The sequence below is a fragment of the Amycolatopsis arida genome, from assembly GCF_900115565.1.
In the GTDB taxonomy this organism is placed as follows: domain Bacteria; phylum Actinomycetota; class Actinomycetes; order Mycobacteriales; family Pseudonocardiaceae; genus Yuhushiella; species Yuhushiella arida.
On record NZ_FOWW01000003.1, the window covers coordinates 25,495 to 41,964 of the forward strand.

The following is a 16,470-nucleotide window of genomic DNA, read 5'->3' on the forward strand; positions in this document are numbered from 1 at the left end:
CGGCGAAGGCCACCCCGGGGTGGTGGGGTGGCCTTCTCACCGTTGACGTGCTGTCACGCCTGCTGCGCCTGCCACATCCAGTGCGCCTCCTCGAGCTTGCTCGTCAGCTCGATCAGCAGGTCCTGGGTGACCAGGTCGCTCTTGTCGGTCTCGTCGATCCGCTTGCGCAGCCGCTGGATCAGCTCGGCGAGCAGGTCGACGATCGTGGCGATGGTCGCCTCGTCCGACCGCCAACCGCTCGGGTACTCCGGAAGCCCGGAGCCCTCCGCCACGGTCCGCACCTTGCCGTCCGCGGGCAGCCCGATGGCGCTGGCCCGTTCGGCGACCTCGTCGGTGTAGGTGCGGGCGACCGAGACCAGCTCGTCGAGCTGCAGGTGCACGCTGCGGAAGTTCTTGCCGACGACGTTCCAGTGCGCCTGCTTGGCGATCAGCGACAGGTCGACCAGCTCGACCAGGGTGGCCTGCAACACGTTGCCGGTGGTCTGCTTGTCGCTCTCGGTGAGCGGGCTGCTGATCGGCTTGGCCATGGGTTCGGTGTCCTCTCTGTCTCGTCAGGTCCTGGCCTTGATCTCCACGGGGATGTTCCCCCTGGTCGCGACGGAGTAGGGGCACACCTGGTGGGCCTGTGCGACCAGCTCGTCGGCCTTGCCGTGCTCGAGGCCGGGCAGCGTGGCCTCCAGCGTCACGCTCAGCCCGAGCTTGCCCGCGTCCGTCTTCCCGATGCCCACCCGCGCCGTGACCTCGGTGTTCCCGAGGTCGACGCCGGACTCGCGGGCGACCAGCCGCAGCGCACCGTGGAAGCAGGCCGCGTAGCCGGCGGCGAAGAGCTGCTCGGGGTTGGTGTGCTCACCGCCGGGGCCGCCCATCTCCTTCGGGACGGCCAGCCGCTCGTCGATGACCCCGTCGGACGAGGTCACCTCCCCGTTGCGGCCGTCGCCCCGCGCGGTCGCCTCGGCGGTGTACTGCACGTCGACCATGGGAAACGAGCTCCTCCCTGCTCCGGTGGACGTCACCGGGTGGGAATACCCGCCTCCCGCGCGATCGAATCGGAAGGTGCTCAGGATCTCCTCGACCGGGCGAACTCCACGACCTGCCCGCCGATCAGCCGCAACGTGTTGACCACCCGCTCCTCCGAGGCGCCGCCCGACTCGTCGAACTTCACCTCGGCGGTGTTCACCGCGCCACCGAGCGGGGTGGGCCAGCCGCGCAGCGCGTGCGTGATGGTGCGCAGCTGGTCGAGCGTGGTGACCGCGGCCTGCCAGCCGAACGCCACGGCGACCAGTCCGACGGCCCGCCCGTGCAGGTAGGGCCGCTCATCCGGGCGGAGGTCCTCCACGTAGTCCAGCGCGTTCTTCACCAGCCCGGACGGCGCGCCGTGGTAGCCGGGCGACACGACGATGAGTCCGTCGGCGGCCCGGATGGCCTCGATCAGCTCGACCGCCTCCGCGCTGCGCTCGGCGACGGTGACGTCGTAGAACGGCAGCACCAGTCGGCCGCCGGTGAACGCGGAGGTCCGCGCCCCCGCCTCCTCGGCTCCGCCGAGCGCGATCCGCAGCGCCCGCTCCGACTGCGAACCGTCCCGCAGCGAGCCGCCGATTCCGAGCACGTTGATCGCGGAGGAGGAAGTCACGTGTCGAGGCTAGTCCTTCGAGTTAGGTCGAGAACCAGTCCGCATTGCGGAGCTTTCGGTCACACTCTGGTGAACGTAGCTACCGGCAAGTAGCATCGGGCCGACTCGCTCGACGGGAGGCTCCATGTCGACACCGCTGAAGATCCGGGTGGAAGCGGCCGCCGCGCAGCTGCTGTACGCGCTGCCGCTGCCGGTGCGCCGGCTCATCGCCGGCCGACCGATCCGGCTGGACGGGCAGGAGCTCGCGCTGGACGCGCAGCTGCTGCTCCGCCTGCAGCAGCTGTCCGGGGCGTCGCTGGTGGCCGGCTCGGTCGCCGCGTCGCGCGCCGAGCTGGACCTGGGGCGCCACCTGGTCAGCGGGAAGCCGATCCAGCCGGTGCACACCGCGGAGGTCACGATCCCGGCCGAGCACGGCGACGTCCCGGCGACCCTGTACACGCCGGAGGGGCTGCCGACCGGCTCCGGGCTGCTCGTGTTCTTCCACGGCGGCGGCTGGGTGGTGGGCACCCGGCAGAGCCACGACAACACCGCGCGCTTCCTCGCCAAGCACGCCGACGTTCGGGTGCTGTCGGTGGAGTACCGGCTGGCGCCCGAGCATCCCTTCCCGGCCGCGACCGAGGACGCGCTGGCCGCGTTCGACCACGCCCACGCGAAGGCCACCGACCTGGGCGCCGACCCCGAGCGGATCGCGGTGGGCGGGGACAGCGCGGGCGGCAACCTGGCGGCCGTCGTCGCGCAGCTGGCCACCCGGCGCGGCGGCCCCGCCCCGGCCTTCCAGCTGCTGATCTACCCGGCCGTGGACGCGACCGTGCGGCGGCGGTCCCGGGAGCTGTTCGGCAACGGCTTCTTCCTCACCGACGAGCACATGACGTGGTTCCTCGACCACTACGCCCCCGAGGGGGTGCGCCGCGCGGACCCCCGGCTGTCGCCGCTGCTGGCGGAGGACCTGGGCGGGCTGCCGCCGGCCTACATCGCCACCGCCGGCTTCGACCCGCTGCGCGACGAGGGCGAGGCCTACGCCCGCCGGCTCGCCGAGGCCGGGGTGCCCGTCGCGCTGAGCCGGCAGAGCGACCTCATCCACGGCTACGTGAACTTCCTCGGCGTCGGCCGGCGGTTCGTCGAGGCGACCGCCGAGGCCGCCGGTGCGCTGCGGGTGGGGCTGAGCGGCATCTCCTGACCCGGCGCGGAACACCCCGGCGAGAAACATCGGAGAACAGCGGAATCCGGTGTGGAAGACCGGTTCCACACCGGGTTCCGGCTTCCGTCCCGTTGGCGAGGCCAGGAGGGCGCGGTCAGAGCGGCAGGCCGGCCTCCAGCTGGGCCAGCGCGGCGTCGAGGTCCCGCATCGGGTCGCCGTCCGGGTCGACCAGCGCGGTCAGGAACGCCGCCACGCACACCCCGACCACCGCGCCCGACCAGGCCCGCACGGCGAGATCGTCGGGTGCCCTCCCGGTGCGCCGGGCCACCCCGTCGACGAGCAGGCCCACCCCGTCGGCGACCTGGTCCATCAACCGGCCGCGCAGCTCCGGCACGCCGAGGACGAGCCGCTGTCGGGCACGTTCCAGCTCGGACTCCTCGGCGTCGAGGCCGGTGAACACCTCGTGGATCGCGGCCCGGACCGCGGCGATCGGGCTCAGCTCCGCCGGCTGCCGGACGAACGCCTCGATCAGCACCGGGTCCAGCCGGTCGTAGAGCACCGTGTCTTCCTTGGTCGGGAAGTAGCGGAAGAAGGTGCTCGGCGACACCTCGGCCGCGGCCGCGATCTGCTCCACGGTGGTCTCGGCGTAGCCCTGCTCGATGAACAACCGCAGCGCGTGGTCCTGGATCGCGGCCCTGGTCCTGGCCTTCTTCCGCTCGCGCAGCCCGACCGGCCGCTCATCCCGTGAGGACGCCATGCTCCGATTGTGCTCGGTCCGCGGCCTGCCGGGGCAGGTAGGCCACGGCGAGCGCGAGCCCGAGCGTGGTGAGCGCCGCGCACACCAGCAGGGCCGTCCCGCTGCCGGCGACGAACGCCGTACGCACCGAGTCGAGCAGCCCCGGCGCGCCGGTGGCCCGCGCGACCTTGACACCGGCCGCCGCGGAGTCCCGCGCCGCGGCGGCCGCGGCCGGCGGCAGGCCGGTGACGTCGACCCCGGCCCGGTAGCCGGCGTTCAGCACGGTGCCCAGCACCGCGACGCCGAACGTGCCACCCACCTGACGCATCGCCTGCAGCAGCCCGGAGCCGACACCGCTGCGGGCCGGCCCGATCGCCCCCATCGCCAGGTCCATCGCCGGGGGCAGCGCGAACCCGAGACCGAGGCCGACCAGCGACACCCAGGCCGCGACGAACCCGTAGCCGTCGGACACCGACGTGGTGGCGCCGGCCACCAGGCCCGCGGTGATCAACCCGAAACCGGTGGCCACCACGACCTTCGCGCCGAGCCGTGGACGCACCCGCTCGGCCACCCGCACCCCGACCAGCAGGCCGCCCACGATCGGCAGCAACCGCAGCCCGGTGCCCAGCGCGTCGGCGCCGAGCACGGCCTGGAAGTACTGCGGCAGCACGAACATCGCGCCCATCAGGGCGAACGAGGCCACCGTCGCGAGCACCGCGCCCCAAGTGAACCCGGGCGCGCGGAACAGCGCGAGGTCGACCAGCGGGTGGGCCGCGCGGCGCAGCCGCAGCCCGAACCCGGCCAGCAGCAACCCGCCGGCGAGCATCGGGACCAGCGCCGCGGGCGCCAGCCAGCCGTCCTCCCCGGCGGTGACCAGGCCGTAGGTCAACGCCAGCAGGCCGGCGCTGGACAGCGCGATGCCGGGCCCGTCGAAGCGGACGCCCCCGCTGCCCCGGGTGCGCGGGAGCAGCCAGGCCAGCGCGGCGATGCCGAGCACCACGAGCGGCACGTTGATCAGGAACACCGAGCCCCACCAGAAGTGGTCCAGCAGCCAGCCACCGAGCACCGGGCCGAGCGGGATGCCGATCGCCATCGCCGTGGTCCACACCGCGATCGCCCTGCCGCGCTCCTCGGCGGGGAACAGCACGGTGAGCATCGACATCGACAGCGGAACCAGGACCGCCGCGCCGACGCCGAGCAGGGCGCGGGCGGCGATGAGCTGGCCGGCGTCGGCCGCGTAGGCACAGGCCAGCGAGGCCAGCCCGAACGTCGTGAGCGCGCCGAGCAGCAGCGGCTTCTGGCCGAACCGGTCGCCGAGGGTGCCGGCTGGCAGCAGGCCCGCGGCGAGCACCAGCGTGTAGGCGTTGGCGAACCACTGGAGCTGGCTGGTCGACGCCTGGAGGTCGGTGGCCAGGGTGGGCAGCGCGACGTTGAGGATCGTCACGTCCAATCCGAAGGCCAGCAGCGCCAGGGCGAGGGCGCCCAGCGCCCACCACCGCCGCGGGTGCCCGGTTCCAGTCATCGTGGTACCCACTTTCTGAAGGAAACTCTCATTTGAGAGTAGTTTCCAGAAGATGGGGGCGCCAGTGTGGCCCCGGAAACGAAGTTGCACAGGCGTACCAGGTCGCGGTTCCCTCGTCGACGTGCCCCTGCAGCCCTACCGCCAGGTCCTGGCCGTCCCGCTGATCCCCACCACGATGCTGCTGATGCTGGTGGCACGGCTGCCGATCACGGCCACGGGCATCACGCTCACCCTGCACATCGTGAGCGAGCTCGGCCATGGCTACGGCGCGGCCGGACTGGTCGGCACCGCGTCCACCGCGGGCATCGCCATCGGCGCGCCACTGCTGGGCCGGATGCTCGACCGGCACGGACTTCGGCCGGTGGTGCTGCTCGGCGGCACGGCGTCGTGCGGGTTCTGGCTGAGCGCGCCACACCTGCCGTACCCGGTGCTGCTCGCCGTCGCGCTACCGGCCGGGATGCTCACCATCCCGGCGTCGGCCATCTCCCGGCAGGTCATCACCGCGCTGGTGCCGCTGGAGCGCCGGCGCGCGGCGTTCTCGATGGACACCATCTCGGTGGAGCTGGCGTTCATGACCGGGCCGGCGGCCGGGATCCTCGCCACCACGCAGATCTCCAGCACGGTGGCGCTGTCCGGCATCGGGGTCGCGTTCGGGCTGGTCGGGCTCGTGCTGTACGCGATCGATCCGCCGCTGCGCGGGGAGGGGGAGAGCCGGGGCTCGGCGCATCCCCGGCCGCCGATGCGGTCCTGGCTGACCGGGCGGCTCGTGGCGGCGATGCTGATCGGCTGCGGTGCGCTGTTCGTGTTGATCGGCACCGAGGTCGCCGCGCTCGCCGCGCTGCGCGCCACCGGCGACGTGAGCTGGACCGGTGCGGTGATCGCGGTGATGTGCCTGGCGTCGCTGGTCGGCGGATTGGTGCACGGATCGGTGCGCCGGTCGCTGCCCCAGCTCACCCTGATGCTGCTGCTCGCCGCGCTGGTGGTGCCGGTGGGGCTGTTCGACCACCCGTGGTGGTTGCTGGCGCTGGCGCTGATCCCGACGAACCTGGTCTGCGCGCCGACGCTGGCCGCGACCACGGAGACGATCAGCACGCTCGCGCCGGTGCAGGTGCGCGGCGAGGTGATGGGGATGCAGGACGCGGCCACCCGGACCGGGCTGGCGCTCGGGCACCCGGTGGTCGGGTTCGTGATCGACCACTCGGCGCCGGCGTGGGGCTTCGCCGCCGCGGGCGTGGGCGGGCTGCTGCTCGCCGGGGTCGCCGTGCTGCTGCGCCGGCGGAGCTCCGGCCCGGTGCCCGAGCCGGTCGGGGCGATGACCGGGTCGAGCTAGAGGCAGACCTGGCGCAGGCGGTCGAGGTTCTCGGTGTTGCGGCGCACCCAGTCGGTGAGGTTGGCCAGGCCCTCGGTTTGGCGGCGCTCCAGCTCGACGTAGCCGTCGGCGACCGCGAGCAGGCTCTGCCGCAGGTCGGCGTCGGCGGCCTGACCGGCCAGCTCCTGCAGCCGGTTGGCCTTCCGCGCGGCCTCCTCCTGGACCCGCTGCGGGTCGAGCGCCTGCGGGTTGAACGACGCGGCGATGCCGAGCGCCTCCGAGCACGCCGACGCCTTGCCCACGGCGCCGTCGGCCTTGTCCACCGCGGAGTTGAGCTCACCGCACGCGGCCAGCGGAAGGCACAGCGCGGCCACCAGCGCCGGCAGGGCCCTGGCGGCCCGGTGTCGAACGGTCATGCCCCCACGGTACCGATTCGCCCGATCCGCGGTGGCGAGCACACGACCGAGGGCGGACCATCGGTAACCGAAACGACACGAACAGCCCAGGAGGCCCGGCAGCACCCGCCGCCGCCTCGGCCCGCGGGCCTCAGCCCTTGACGCAGACGACCTGCTTGAGGTGGGCGACCACCTCCACCAGGTCGGTCTGCGCCTGGATGACCGACTCGATGTCCTTGTACGCCGCCGGGATCTCGTCCACCACGCCGGCGTCCTTGCGGCACTCCACGCCCGCGGTCTGCGCCGCCAGGTCCGCCGCGGTGAACGCCTTCCGCGCCTTGTTCCGCGACATCCGCCGCCCGGCGCCGTGCGCCGCCGAGTGGAACGAGGCGTCGTTGCCGAGGCCCCGGACGATGTACGAGCCGGTGCCCATGCTGCCGGGGATGATGCCGAGGTCCCCCGCGCCGGCCCGGATCGCGCCCTTCCTCGTCACCAGCAGCGGCACGCCGTCGTAGGTCTCCTCGGCGACGTAGTTGTGGTGGCAGCTGATCGGCTCGTCGAAGCGCACGCCGGGCACCACGTCGACCAACGCCCGCCGCACCAGCGCGACCATCGTCGCCCGGTTGCGCGCCGCGTACTCCTGCGCCCAGAACAGGTCCCGCCGGTACGCCCGCATCTCCGGGGTGTCCGCGACGAACACCGCCAGGTCCGGGTCCGGCAGATCGGCGTTGTGCGGCAGCTCCCGCGCCACAACTATGTGCCGCTCGGCGAGCTCCTTGCCGATGTTGCGCGACCCGGAGTGCAGCATCAGCCACACCCGCCCCTCGTCGGCACCACCCTGCTCGAGGCACACCTCGATGAAGTGGTTGCCGCCGCCGAGGCTGCCGACCTGCTTGGCCGCCCGCTCCCGCAGCGGCTGCACACCAGGGTGCAGGTCGCCGAACGACCGCCAGAACCGGTCCCACCCGCCGACATCGGGCACCCGCGCCGGGTCGACCGGCTCCCCGTGCATCCCGAACCCGACCGGCACCAGCGCCTCGATCCGCCGGCGCAGCCGGCCGAGGTCGTCGGGCAGGTCGGCCGCGGTCAGCGAGGTACGCACCGCGCTCATGCCGCACCCGATGTCCACCCCGACCGCCGCCGGCGACACCGCGTCGCGCATCGCGATGACGCTGCCCACGGTGGCGCCCTTGCCGTAGTGCACGTCGGGCATCACCGCGACACCGTGCACCCACGGCAGGTCGGCGACGTTGCGCAACTGCCGCATGGCGCCGTCCTCCACGGTGGCCGGGTCGGCCCACATCCGGATCGGCACCCGGTTGCCCTCGACGACGCTGTGCATGGTCACCCCTTCCTCGCCGCATCTACCGGCGCCGTCACCGAGGGTAGTCGGAGCGGGGAAGCACGTCGCGCCGATTTCCGGCGGGGTCAGGACAGCCGCGGGGCCAGCTGCTCGGCGACCTCGTAGGTGTTCAGCGCGGCGCCCTTGCGCAGGTTGTCCCCGCACACGAAGAAGTCGAGCGTGTTCGGGAAGTCCAGCGCCTGCCGCACCCTGCCCACGTACGTCGGGTCACCGCCGACCACGTCGGCCGGCGTCGGGAACACGCCGCCCTCCGGGTCGTCCATCAGCACGATCGACGCCTGCGCGGTGAACACCTTGTGCGCGGCCTCCACGGTGACCTCCCGGGCGAACGTGGCGTGCACGGCCAGCGAGTGCGTGGTGACCACCGGGACCCGCACGCAGGTGGCCGACACCCTCAGGTCCGGGATGCCGAGGATCTTGCGCGACTCGTTGCGCACCTTCAGCTCCTCGGAGAACCACCCGTCGCCCTTGTGGGACCCGGCGGAGGGAACCACGTTGAGCGCCAGCGGCGTCCCGGCGAACGGGGTGTCCGCAAGGGACAGTCCGGCGGCCTCGACCGCGGCCCGCACGTCACCGGCCCGCGCGCCGAGGCCCTTGCCCGCCACGGCCTCCAGCTCGGCGTACAGCCGGTCGATGCCGCCCTGCCCCGCGCCGGACGCGGCCTGGTAGGAGGCCACCACCAGCTCGGTGAGCTGGAACTCCCGGTGCAGCGCGCCGAGCGCGGCCATCATGGACAGTGTCGTGCAGTTCGGGTTGGCGATGATCCCCTTGGGGAAGTTGGCCCGGTCGGCGAGCTGGTTCGCGTTGACCTCCGGCACCACCAGCGGCACCTGGTCGTCCATCCGGAACGCGCCGGAGTTGTCGACCACGATCGCGCCCCGCTCGGCCGCGATCGGCGCCCACTCCGCGGAGATCTCGTCCGGCACGTCGAACATCGCGATGTCGACGCCGTCGAACGCCTCCGGGGTCAGCTCGACGACCGTGTGCTCGGTGCCCCGCACCGGGATCCGCTTGCCGGCCGAGCGCGCCGAGGCGATCAGCCGAATCTCCCCCCACGGCACGGTGTCCCTGCCGTTGATGATGTCGATCATGACGGTGCCGACCGCGCCGGTCGCACCGACGAGTGCCAGTGTCGGAGCCATCAGCGACCACTCCCCGCGTACACGACCGCCTCCTCGTCGCCGCCCAGCTCGAACGCGTCGTGGATCGCGCGCACGGCGTCGTCCACCCGCTCGTCCCGGATCAGCACCGAGATGCGGATCTCCGACGTGTTGATGATCTCGATGTTCACCCCGGCCTTGGCCAGCGCCTCGCAGAAGGTCGCGGTGACCCCGGGGTGCGAGCGCATGCCCGCGCCGACCAGCGACACCTTGCCGACGTGGTCGTCGTAGAGCACCGAGCTGAAGCCGAGCGCGTCCTTGATCTTCTCCAGCTCCTCCACCGCCTTCGGCCCGTTGGCCTTGGAGAGGGTGAAGGTGATGTCGGTGCGGCCCGAGCTGGTGTTGGAGATGTTCTGCAGCACCATGTCGATGTCGATCTCGGCTTCGGCGACCACCCGGAAGATGCGCGCCGCGGCACCCGCGGTGTCCGGCACCCCCGTCACGGTGATCTTGGCCTCCGACCGGTCGTGCGCCACACCGGTGATCAATGCCTGTTCCACGGGGATCTCCTCAATCGAGCCGGCGACCGTCGTGCCCGGCTTGTCGCTGTAGGAAGAGCGGACCCGGATCGGCACGCCGTAGCGGCGGGCGTACTCGACCGAGCGCAGGTGCAGGATCTTCGACCCCGATGCGGCCAGCTCGAGCATCTCCTCGTACGGGATCGTGTCCATCTTCCTGGCGTTGGACACGATCCGCGGGTCGGCGGTGTACACACCGTCCACATCGGAGTAGATCTCGCACACGTCGGCGTTCAGCGCGGCGGCCAGCGCCACCGCGGTGGTGTCCGAGCCGCCCCGGCCGAGCGTGGTGATGTCCTTGGTGTCCTGCGAGACCCCCTGGAAGCCGGCCACCAGCGCGATGTAGCCCTGCTCCAGTGCCTCGCTGACCCGGCTCGGTGAGACGTCGATGATCCGCGCGTTGCCGTGCACCGAGGTGGTGACCACCCCGGCCTGCGACCCGGTGAACGACCACGCCTCGGCGCCCAGCGCGGAGATGGCCATCGCGACCAGCGCGTTGGAGATGCGCTCGCCGGCGGTGAGCAGCATGTCCATCTCACGCTCGGGCGGGACGGGGTTCACCTCCTGCGCGAGGTCGAGGAGCTCGTCGGTGGTGTCGCCCATCGCCGAGCAGACCACCACCACCTCGTTGCCCGCCTTCTTGGTGGCCACGATGCGTTCGGCCACCCGCTTGATCCGGTCAGCGCTCTCCAGCGACGAACCACCGTACTTCTGGACCACGAGCGCCACGTGCTCGTACCTCCTCGTCGGGCGCCCGCCGCCTCACGTGCCGAGAATGCCGCGCACCCGCATTTCGTCCGACTCTGACCGGTCAGCCTACCGGGGTCGCCACCCGCACCCACCCGTCTCTGTGGTCCCGACCACTTCCGGGGGAGTGCGAGGATCCCGGCATGGACAAGCTCGCGCAGACGGATGTGCCCGTGCACGACCTGATCGCCCACCGGTGGAGCCCGCGCGCCTTCGACCCCGACGCGGTGCTGCCCGACCGCGCGTTGCGCGCCCTGCTGGAGGCGGCCCGGTGGGCGGCGTCGTACGGCAACACCCAGCCGGCGCGGTACCTGGTGGGCCGGCGGCCGGACGCGTCGTTCACCCGGCTGCTCGGCACGCTGTCGGAGAACAACCAGAGCTGGGCGCACCGGGCGTCGGCGCTGCTGGTGGCCGTCGCGGTGACCCGCAACGCCAAGGGCGAGGTGCCCTTCGCCGAGTACGGGGTGGGGCTGGCCACCCAGAACCTGGTGCTGCAGGCGGTGGCCGAGGGCCTCGCCGCGCACCAGATGGCCGGCTTCGACCCCGAGGCGGTGCGCCGCGAGTTCGCGCTGCCCGACGAGGCCCGCCCGGTGGTGGCGATCGCGGTGGGAACGCCGACCGGGGCGGAGGTGCTGGGCGACCCGCGCCGGATCGAGCGGGAGCGCGCCGCCCGGGAGCGGCTGCCGCTGGTCGAGCTGGCCTTCACCGACCGTTGGGGCACCCCGGCCGTGCCATGAAGGCCACCTTCATGGCGTTGAGCGCGACCAAGGTGGCCTTCATGGCGTGGGGCTGATCGCCCGCTGGGGCGGGCGCTAGAGGGAGGTGCCGCCGATCCTGCGGATGATCCGGGCCAGCACCGAGGACACGATCAGCCAGAAGATCGCCGCGATGCCGTAGTTCACCAGCACCCGCAGCTTGGCGTCGTCTGGGGTGAACAGGTCCTTGAAGCCCAGGGCCAGCGAGTCCGACCAGTCGCGCACGAACGAGACGATGCCGTTGTCCGGGTTGGCGTCGCCGACCACGAAGACGACGTGCAGCACGAGGATGGCCGCGAACGCCAGGCCGACCCAGCGGACGATGCCGGCGAGCAGGCCGACGATCCGGTCCTTGACGGCGAGCCAGTCCACCCGACGGCGCGCGGGGGTTTCCTCCGTCTCGTCCGGCGCGGCATGGTTGCCGTAACCCGCGGCGTCGACCGGGGGCAGCGCGCGGGTGGCGTCCGGGTCGCTGCCGTCGCTGGTGTCGGCGGCCCTGCGGTTCCGTTCCGACCTCTCGGCGTGCTCGGCCATGGTGGGCAGTCTGGCACGTGCCCCCGGCGAACGCTACGGGCGAGTAACCCCGTGGCGCGGCCCGCGGTAACGGTTTGGTCGCGCCCCGCCTTCCACAACCGCTGCCGGGTGGTTACAGTGGGCCCGTGGCGCGTGCCCTCCTGCTTCGCTGCCGCGACGGGGCCTGACCAGACCGGCTCCTCGTCGCGGTGCGTCGTGATGCCGCCGGTCGCCCCAGCGCAAGCACCCTTCCGAAGCAGGAGCACCCGAGAGCATGAGCACGCCCGACTTCCCTTCCGCCAGCACCAGCCGCATCCGCACGCCGTCCCGGCCCGCCCCTGACGGGCAGCCGAGCTGGAACCTGCAGCGCGGCAGCTCGATGCCGGTACACCGCTACCGGCCGTGGTACGAGCTGGTGGAGAACATCGACCTGCCCGACCGCACCTGGCCGGCCAAGCGCGCCGAGCGGGCACCGCTGTGGTGCGCGGTGGACCTGCGCGACGGCAACCAGGCGCTGATCGACCCGATGTCGCCGGCCCGCAAGCGCAAGTTCTTCGAGCTGCTGGTGCGGATGGGCTACAAGGAGATCGAGGTCGGCTTCCCCGCGGCCAGCCAGACCGACTTCGACTTCGTCCGGGAGATCATCGAGGACAACGCGATCCCGGACGACGTGCGGATCCAGGTGCTGACCCAGTGCCGGCCGGACCTGATCGAGCGGACCTTCGCCGCGCTGGAGGGCGCGCCGAGGGCCATCGTGCACATCTACAACTCGACCTCGATCCTGCAGCGGCGGGTGGTGTTCCGGGAGGAGCGCGAGGGGATCAAGAAGATCGCCCTGCAGGCCGCCGAGCTGGTGGTGGAGTACGCGAACAAGTACTCCGACACCGACTTCCGGTTCCAGTACTCGCCGGAGTCCTACACCGGCACCGAGCTGTCCTTCGCCGCCGAGGTGTGCAACGCGGTCACCGACGTGTGGCAGCCCACCCCGGAGCGGCCGATCATCCTGAACCTGCCGGCGACGGTCGAGATGGCGACGCCGAACGTCTACGCCGACTCGATCGAGTGGATGAGCCGGAACCTGGACCGGCGCGACGCGGTGATCCTGTCGCTGCACCCGCACAACGACCGCGGCACCGGCGTCGCCGCCGCCGAGCTGGGCCACCTGGCCGGCGGTGACCGGATCGAGGGCTGCCTGTTCGGCAACGGCGAGCGCACCGGCAATGTCGACCTGGTCGCGCTGGGGATGAACCTGTTCAGCCAGGGCATCGACCCGCAGATCGACTTCTCCGACATGGACGAGATCAAGCGGACGGTCGAGTACTGCAACCAGCTGCCGGTGCCCGAGCGCAGCCCCTGGGGCGGCGACCTGGTGTTCACCGCGTTCTCGGGCAGTCACCAGGACGCGATCAACAAGGGCTTCGACGCGCTGCGCCGGGACGCCGAGCGCGCCGGCGTGCCGATGGACTCCCACCCGTGGGAGGTGCCGTACCTGCCGATCGACCCGAAGGACGTCGGCCGGACCTACGAGGCCGTGATCCGGGTGAACTCGCAGTCCGGCAAGGGCGGCATCGCCTACATCATGAAGTCCGAGCACCAGCTGGACCTGCCGCGCCGGCTGCAGATCGAGTTCGCCCAGGTGATCCAGCGGCGCACGGACACCCAGGGCGGCGAGGTCGACCCGCGGACCATGTGGGAGGTGTTCTCCGCGGAGTACCTGGACGCGCGGGCCCCGGTGGAGCTGGTCCGGCAGCACGTCACCGCGAACGGCGAGTACGAGCTCACCGCCACGGTGCGGGTCGAGGGCGAGGAGCACGAGATCACCGGCAGGGGCAACGGGCCGATCGCCGCGTTCTTCGACGCGCTGTCCACCGTGGGCTACGACCTGCGGCTGATGGACTACAGCGAGCACACCCTCAGCCCCGGTGACGACGCCAAGGCCGCCTCGTACATCGAGTGCGCCGTCGGCGACAGGGTGTACTGGGGCGTCGGGATCGACCCTTCGATCGTCACCGCGTCGCTGCGCGCGGTGGTGTCCGCGGTCAACCGCGCCCAGCGGTGAGCACCGGCCCGCCGCGCCGGGTCCGTTCCGGCGCGGCGGGCGACGCGCGGTGCCCGGCTGGGGGATGATCGAGCGATGCGAGCGGAACGCCTGGTGGCGCTGCTGTTCACGCTGCAGAGCCGGCGCAACGCGACGGTGCCGGAGCTGGCCGCGGCGCTCGGCGTGTCCGAGCGGACGATGCAGCGCGACCTGGCCACGCTGCGCGACACGGGCGTTCCGATCTGGACGGAGCCGGGTCGGCACGGCGGAGTGCGGCTGGTCGCCGGGTGGCGCAGCCGGCTGGACGGGTTGACCTCCCGGGAGGCGGTGGCGCTCTTCGCGATGGGGGTGCCCAGGGCACTGACCGAGCTCGGCCTCGGCACCGCCGTCGCCGGCGCGCACGCGAAGGTCAGCGCGTCCCTGCCCACCGAGCTGCGGGAGCAGGCGCAGGAGGTGGCGCAGCGGTTCCACCTCGACGCGCCCGGCTGGTTCCGCGGTGAGGACCAGGCCGCGGAGTTGGGGACGGTGGCCAGGGCGGTGTGGACGCGGCAACGGCTGCGGATCCGCTACCGGCGGGGCGACCAGGAGGTCGAGCGGGTGCTGGAGCCGCTCGGGCTGGTGCTCAAGGCCGGTGTCTGGTACCTGGTGGCCAGGGTGCCGGACGCCAGTTCCGAACGCTCCGCGGTCCGTACGTACCGGGTGGCCCGGATCGTCGCCGCGGAGGAGCTGCCCGAGCGGTTCGACCGGCCGCCGGGCTTCGACCTGGCCCAGTGGTGGCGACGGTCCTCCGACAGCTTTGAGCGGGCGCTGCTGCGCGAACGGGCGCGACTGCGGCTGAGCCCGGCCGGCCGGCGGGCGCTGCCCGGGGTGCTGGGCGCGGACCACGTCGCGGAGGTGCTGGACGCGGCCGGGCCGCCCGACGCGGACGGCTGGATCGAGGCCGACGTTCCGCTGGAGAGCTTCGACATCGCCGTCCGGCAGCTGCTCGCCCTGGGTCCCGAGGTGGAGATCGTGGCACCGGCGGAGCTGCGAAACGCCTTCGCCGACCTGGCTCGATGCATGCTGGCCCGCAACAGCCCGTGACGGCCCCGCGCTCGGGCCGCTGGGCGCGAAGCCGGCTCGGGGGTGCGGGCCCGCCCACCCCGGGGGCGCCGGGCGGTCCAGCGTATCGCCGTCGGGGTGCCGGTGCGGTGTCGCGTGAGATCTGTGGATGGTTGGGAGCGATGTGGACAACTCGACGTCTCGTCGCTGCCTGGCTGGGATTGCGGGTGGAGCTGGGGTTACTGCCGAGCTGGGTTGCCATGTCCCTCGGGTCCCCACCCCGAAGCCGGATTGTGTTGACGATCGTCGGCACCGTGTCAAGCCGGGAAAGAGTGGCTTGACACGGCACCGCCGACCGCAAAGCGGCTTCGGATCGGGGTGGGGAGGGGGAATGGCTGATGCTCCGCGCCTAGTGAGGTGTGCCTCGAGCTGGCGGTGATCCTCGGACAACACCCTCACGCCCGCTGACCCCGAGGCGTGGCGTGGCCTTGGTTTGCCCCCGTCCCCTTCGTCCTTGCCGGTCCTGTGGACACTGCCGGCTTCCCAGAAGGGGACGCGGGACGACGCACCCGACGAGGCGGTGCAGCTCGAGGGATTTCGCCCCGAAGCGCTACCGGTACCCCGTCGGATCCGCCGGCTTGCCGGCGTCCTGAACCTCCACGAGGTAGCGCCAGCCGTCCGGCCGGCTGCCGTCCACGTCGTCGACGTCGTAGATCTTCGCCAGCTGCCCGCTGGACAGGGTCTGCCCGGTGAACCGCGCGGCGTCCGGATCCGCGGCGAGCGCGGCCACCGTCCTGCCGACGAAGGTGGGCGACTCGGAGATGCCGAAGTGCGGCTCCTTCACCAGCGCGTCGCGCCAGTTCTCCTCGGTGACCCCGTAGATCTCCAGCATGGCCTCGGACCGCAGCCAGCCCGGGGTCATCGCCACGGCCACGCCGCCGTGCGGCCGCAGCTCCTCGGCCTGCGCGATGGCGAGGTGGTGCGCGGCCGTCTTGGCGACGTAGAACGACAGCGAGGTGCCCTTGCGGAACCGGGCGTTGTACTCGGCGGTGCCGTCGGTCATCTCCACCACCAGCCCGCCGGGGCGGCGGATCAGCAGCGGCAGCAGGTGGTGGCTGGTGATGACGTGCGCGTCGATGCCCAGCCGGATCTGCCGGAGCGCGCCCTCCAGCGAGTGCTCCCACACGGGCTTGCCCCACTCGATGTAGTGGTCGCCGCCCCACACTCCGTCGACCAGGACGTCGAGCCGGCCGTGGTCGGCGTCGATCCGCTCGGCGAGCGCCTTCACCCGCGCGGGGTCGAGGTGGTCGACGCGGATCGGGACGGCCTCGCCGCCGGCCGCGGCGACCAGCTCGGCGGTGTCCTCGATGGACTCCGGCCGGTCGACCTCCGAGCGCTCGGTGCGGGTGGTCCGCCCGGTGACGTACACCGTGGCGCCCGCCCGACCCAGCTCCACCGCGATCGCCCGGCTCGCCCCCCGGGTGCCGCCCGCGACCAGTGCCACCTTGCCGCGCAACGCTCCGCTCATCGTGCTCCTTCTCGTCGTGGCTCGCCTGTGCCGACCACCATCGCGGGCAACCCCGTCAACCGCCGTCGTGGTTGCCC

16 protein-coding genes are annotated in these 16,470 nt (G+C 72.4%); 5 read left to right on the forward strand and 11 right to left on the reverse strand.

Going from position 1 to position 16,470, the window contains the following annotated elements; genetic code table 11:
- Positions 1-53 precede the first annotated feature (53 nt).
- From BM051_RS09530 to BM051_RS09540, 3 genes are all read right to left on the reverse strand, one after another.
- Positions 54-527, reverse strand: coding sequence for a Dps family protein (locus BM051_RS09530; protein ID WP_092529736.1), 474 nt, complete (start codon positions 525-527; stop codon positions 54-56).
- A gap of 24 nt (positions 528-551) precedes the next feature.
- Positions 552-977, reverse strand: coding sequence for an organic hydroperoxide resistance protein (locus tag BM051_RS09535; protein WP_092529737.1), 426 nt, complete (start codon positions 975-977; stop codon positions 552-554).
- A gap of 80 nt (positions 978-1,057) precedes the next feature.
- Positions 1,058-1,630: an NADPH-dependent FMN reductase gene (locus tag BM051_RS09540; protein WP_092529738.1), complete on the reverse strand. Its 573-nt coding sequence runs from the start codon at positions 1,628-1,630 to the stop codon at positions 1,058-1,060.
- Positions 1,631-1,754: 124 nt separating this feature from the next.
- Between BM051_RS09540 and BM051_RS09545 the strand changes: the two genes are divergently transcribed.
- Positions 1,755-2,807, forward strand: coding sequence for an alpha/beta hydrolase (locus BM051_RS09545; RefSeq protein WP_092529739.1), 1,053 nt, complete (start codon positions 1,755-1,757; stop codon positions 2,805-2,807).
- A 115-nt stretch (positions 2,808-2,922) separates the two neighbouring features.
- Here BM051_RS09545 and BM051_RS09550 read toward each other — a convergent pair whose 3' ends face one another.
- Positions 2,923-3,525: an acyl-CoA-like ligand-binding transcription factor gene (locus BM051_RS09550; protein WP_092529740.1), complete on the reverse strand. Its 603-nt coding sequence runs from the start codon at positions 3,523-3,525 to the stop codon at positions 2,923-2,925.
- Complete coding sequence (locus BM051_RS09555; protein WP_092529741.1) at positions 3,506-5,026, reverse strand: DHA2 family efflux MFS transporter permease subunit; 1,521 nt, start codon at positions 5,024-5,026, stop codon at positions 3,506-3,508. The genes BM051_RS09550 and BM051_RS09555 overlap by 20 nt, the downstream gene beginning before the upstream one ends.
- A 121-nt stretch (positions 5,027-5,147) precedes the next feature.
- Between BM051_RS09555 and BM051_RS09560 the strand changes: the two genes are divergently transcribed.
- Complete coding sequence (locus BM051_RS09560) at positions 5,148-6,356, forward strand: MFS transporter (protein ID WP_092529742.1); 1,209 nt, start codon at positions 5,148-5,150, stop codon at positions 6,354-6,356.
- Here the strand turns inward: BM051_RS09560 and BM051_RS09565 are convergent.
- The 4 genes from BM051_RS09565 to BM051_RS09580 all read right to left on the reverse strand — a co-directional run bounded on the left by BM051_RS09565 (position 6,353) and on the right by BM051_RS09580 (position 10,500).
- Positions 6,353-6,751, reverse strand: a complete 399-nt coding sequence (locus BM051_RS09565) for a hypothetical protein (RefSeq protein ID WP_092529743.1) — start codon at positions 6,749-6,751, stop codon at positions 6,353-6,355. The two genes, BM051_RS09560 and BM051_RS09565, sit on opposite strands and share 4 nt — an antisense overlap.
- Before the next feature lie 130 nt (positions 6,752-6,881).
- A complete protein-coding gene (locus BM051_RS09570; protein ID WP_092529744.1) occupies positions 6,882-8,072 on the reverse strand; it encodes an RtcB family protein in 1,191 nt (396 codons plus the stop codon).
- Positions 8,073-8,158: 86 nt separating this feature from the next.
- Positions 8,159-9,235: an aspartate-semialdehyde dehydrogenase gene (locus BM051_RS09575; protein WP_092529745.1), complete on the reverse strand. Its 1,077-nt coding sequence runs from the start codon at positions 9,233-9,235 to the stop codon at positions 8,159-8,161.
- Positions 9,235-10,500, reverse strand: coding sequence for an aspartate kinase (locus BM051_RS09580; RefSeq protein WP_092529746.1), 1,266 nt, complete (start codon positions 10,498-10,500; stop codon positions 9,235-9,237). Before BM051_RS09580 ends, BM051_RS09575 begins: the two co-directional genes overlap by 1 nt.
- Before the next feature lie 161 nt (positions 10,501-10,661).
- Between BM051_RS09580 and BM051_RS09585 the strand changes: the two genes are divergently transcribed.
- Entirely contained in the window at positions 10,662-11,255 is a 594-nt protein-coding gene (locus BM051_RS09585; protein WP_092529747.1) for a nitroreductase family protein, read from the forward strand.
- 75 nt (positions 11,256-11,330) lie between these two features.
- Here the strand turns inward: BM051_RS09585 and BM051_RS09590 are convergent, their stop codons facing one another.
- Positions 11,331-11,645, reverse strand: coding sequence for a hypothetical protein (locus BM051_RS09590; RefSeq protein WP_092530331.1), 315 nt, complete (start codon positions 11,643-11,645; stop codon positions 11,331-11,333).
- 415 nt (positions 11,646-12,060) lie between these two features.
- On the opposite strand from BM051_RS09590, the gene leuA reads away from it, so the two are divergent.
- Positions 12,061-13,845, forward strand: a complete 1,785-nt coding sequence (leuA, locus tag BM051_RS09595; RefSeq protein WP_092529748.1) for a 2-isopropylmalate synthase — start codon at positions 12,061-12,063, stop codon at positions 13,843-13,845.
- Between the two features lie 75 nt (positions 13,846-13,920).
- Entirely contained in the window at positions 13,921-14,907 is a 987-nt protein-coding gene (locus BM051_RS09600) for a helix-turn-helix transcriptional regulator (protein ID WP_092529749.1), read from the forward strand.
- A gap of 568 nt (positions 14,908-15,475) precedes the next feature.
- Here BM051_RS09600 and BM051_RS09605 read toward each other — a convergent pair.
- Positions 15,476-16,393 carry an SDR family oxidoreductase gene (locus tag BM051_RS09605; protein WP_092529750.1) on the reverse strand — a complete coding sequence of 306 codons (918 nt, stop codon included), beginning with the start codon at positions 16,391-16,393 and terminating at the stop codon, positions 15,476-15,478.
- Positions 16,394-16,470: the final 77 nt, after the last annotated feature.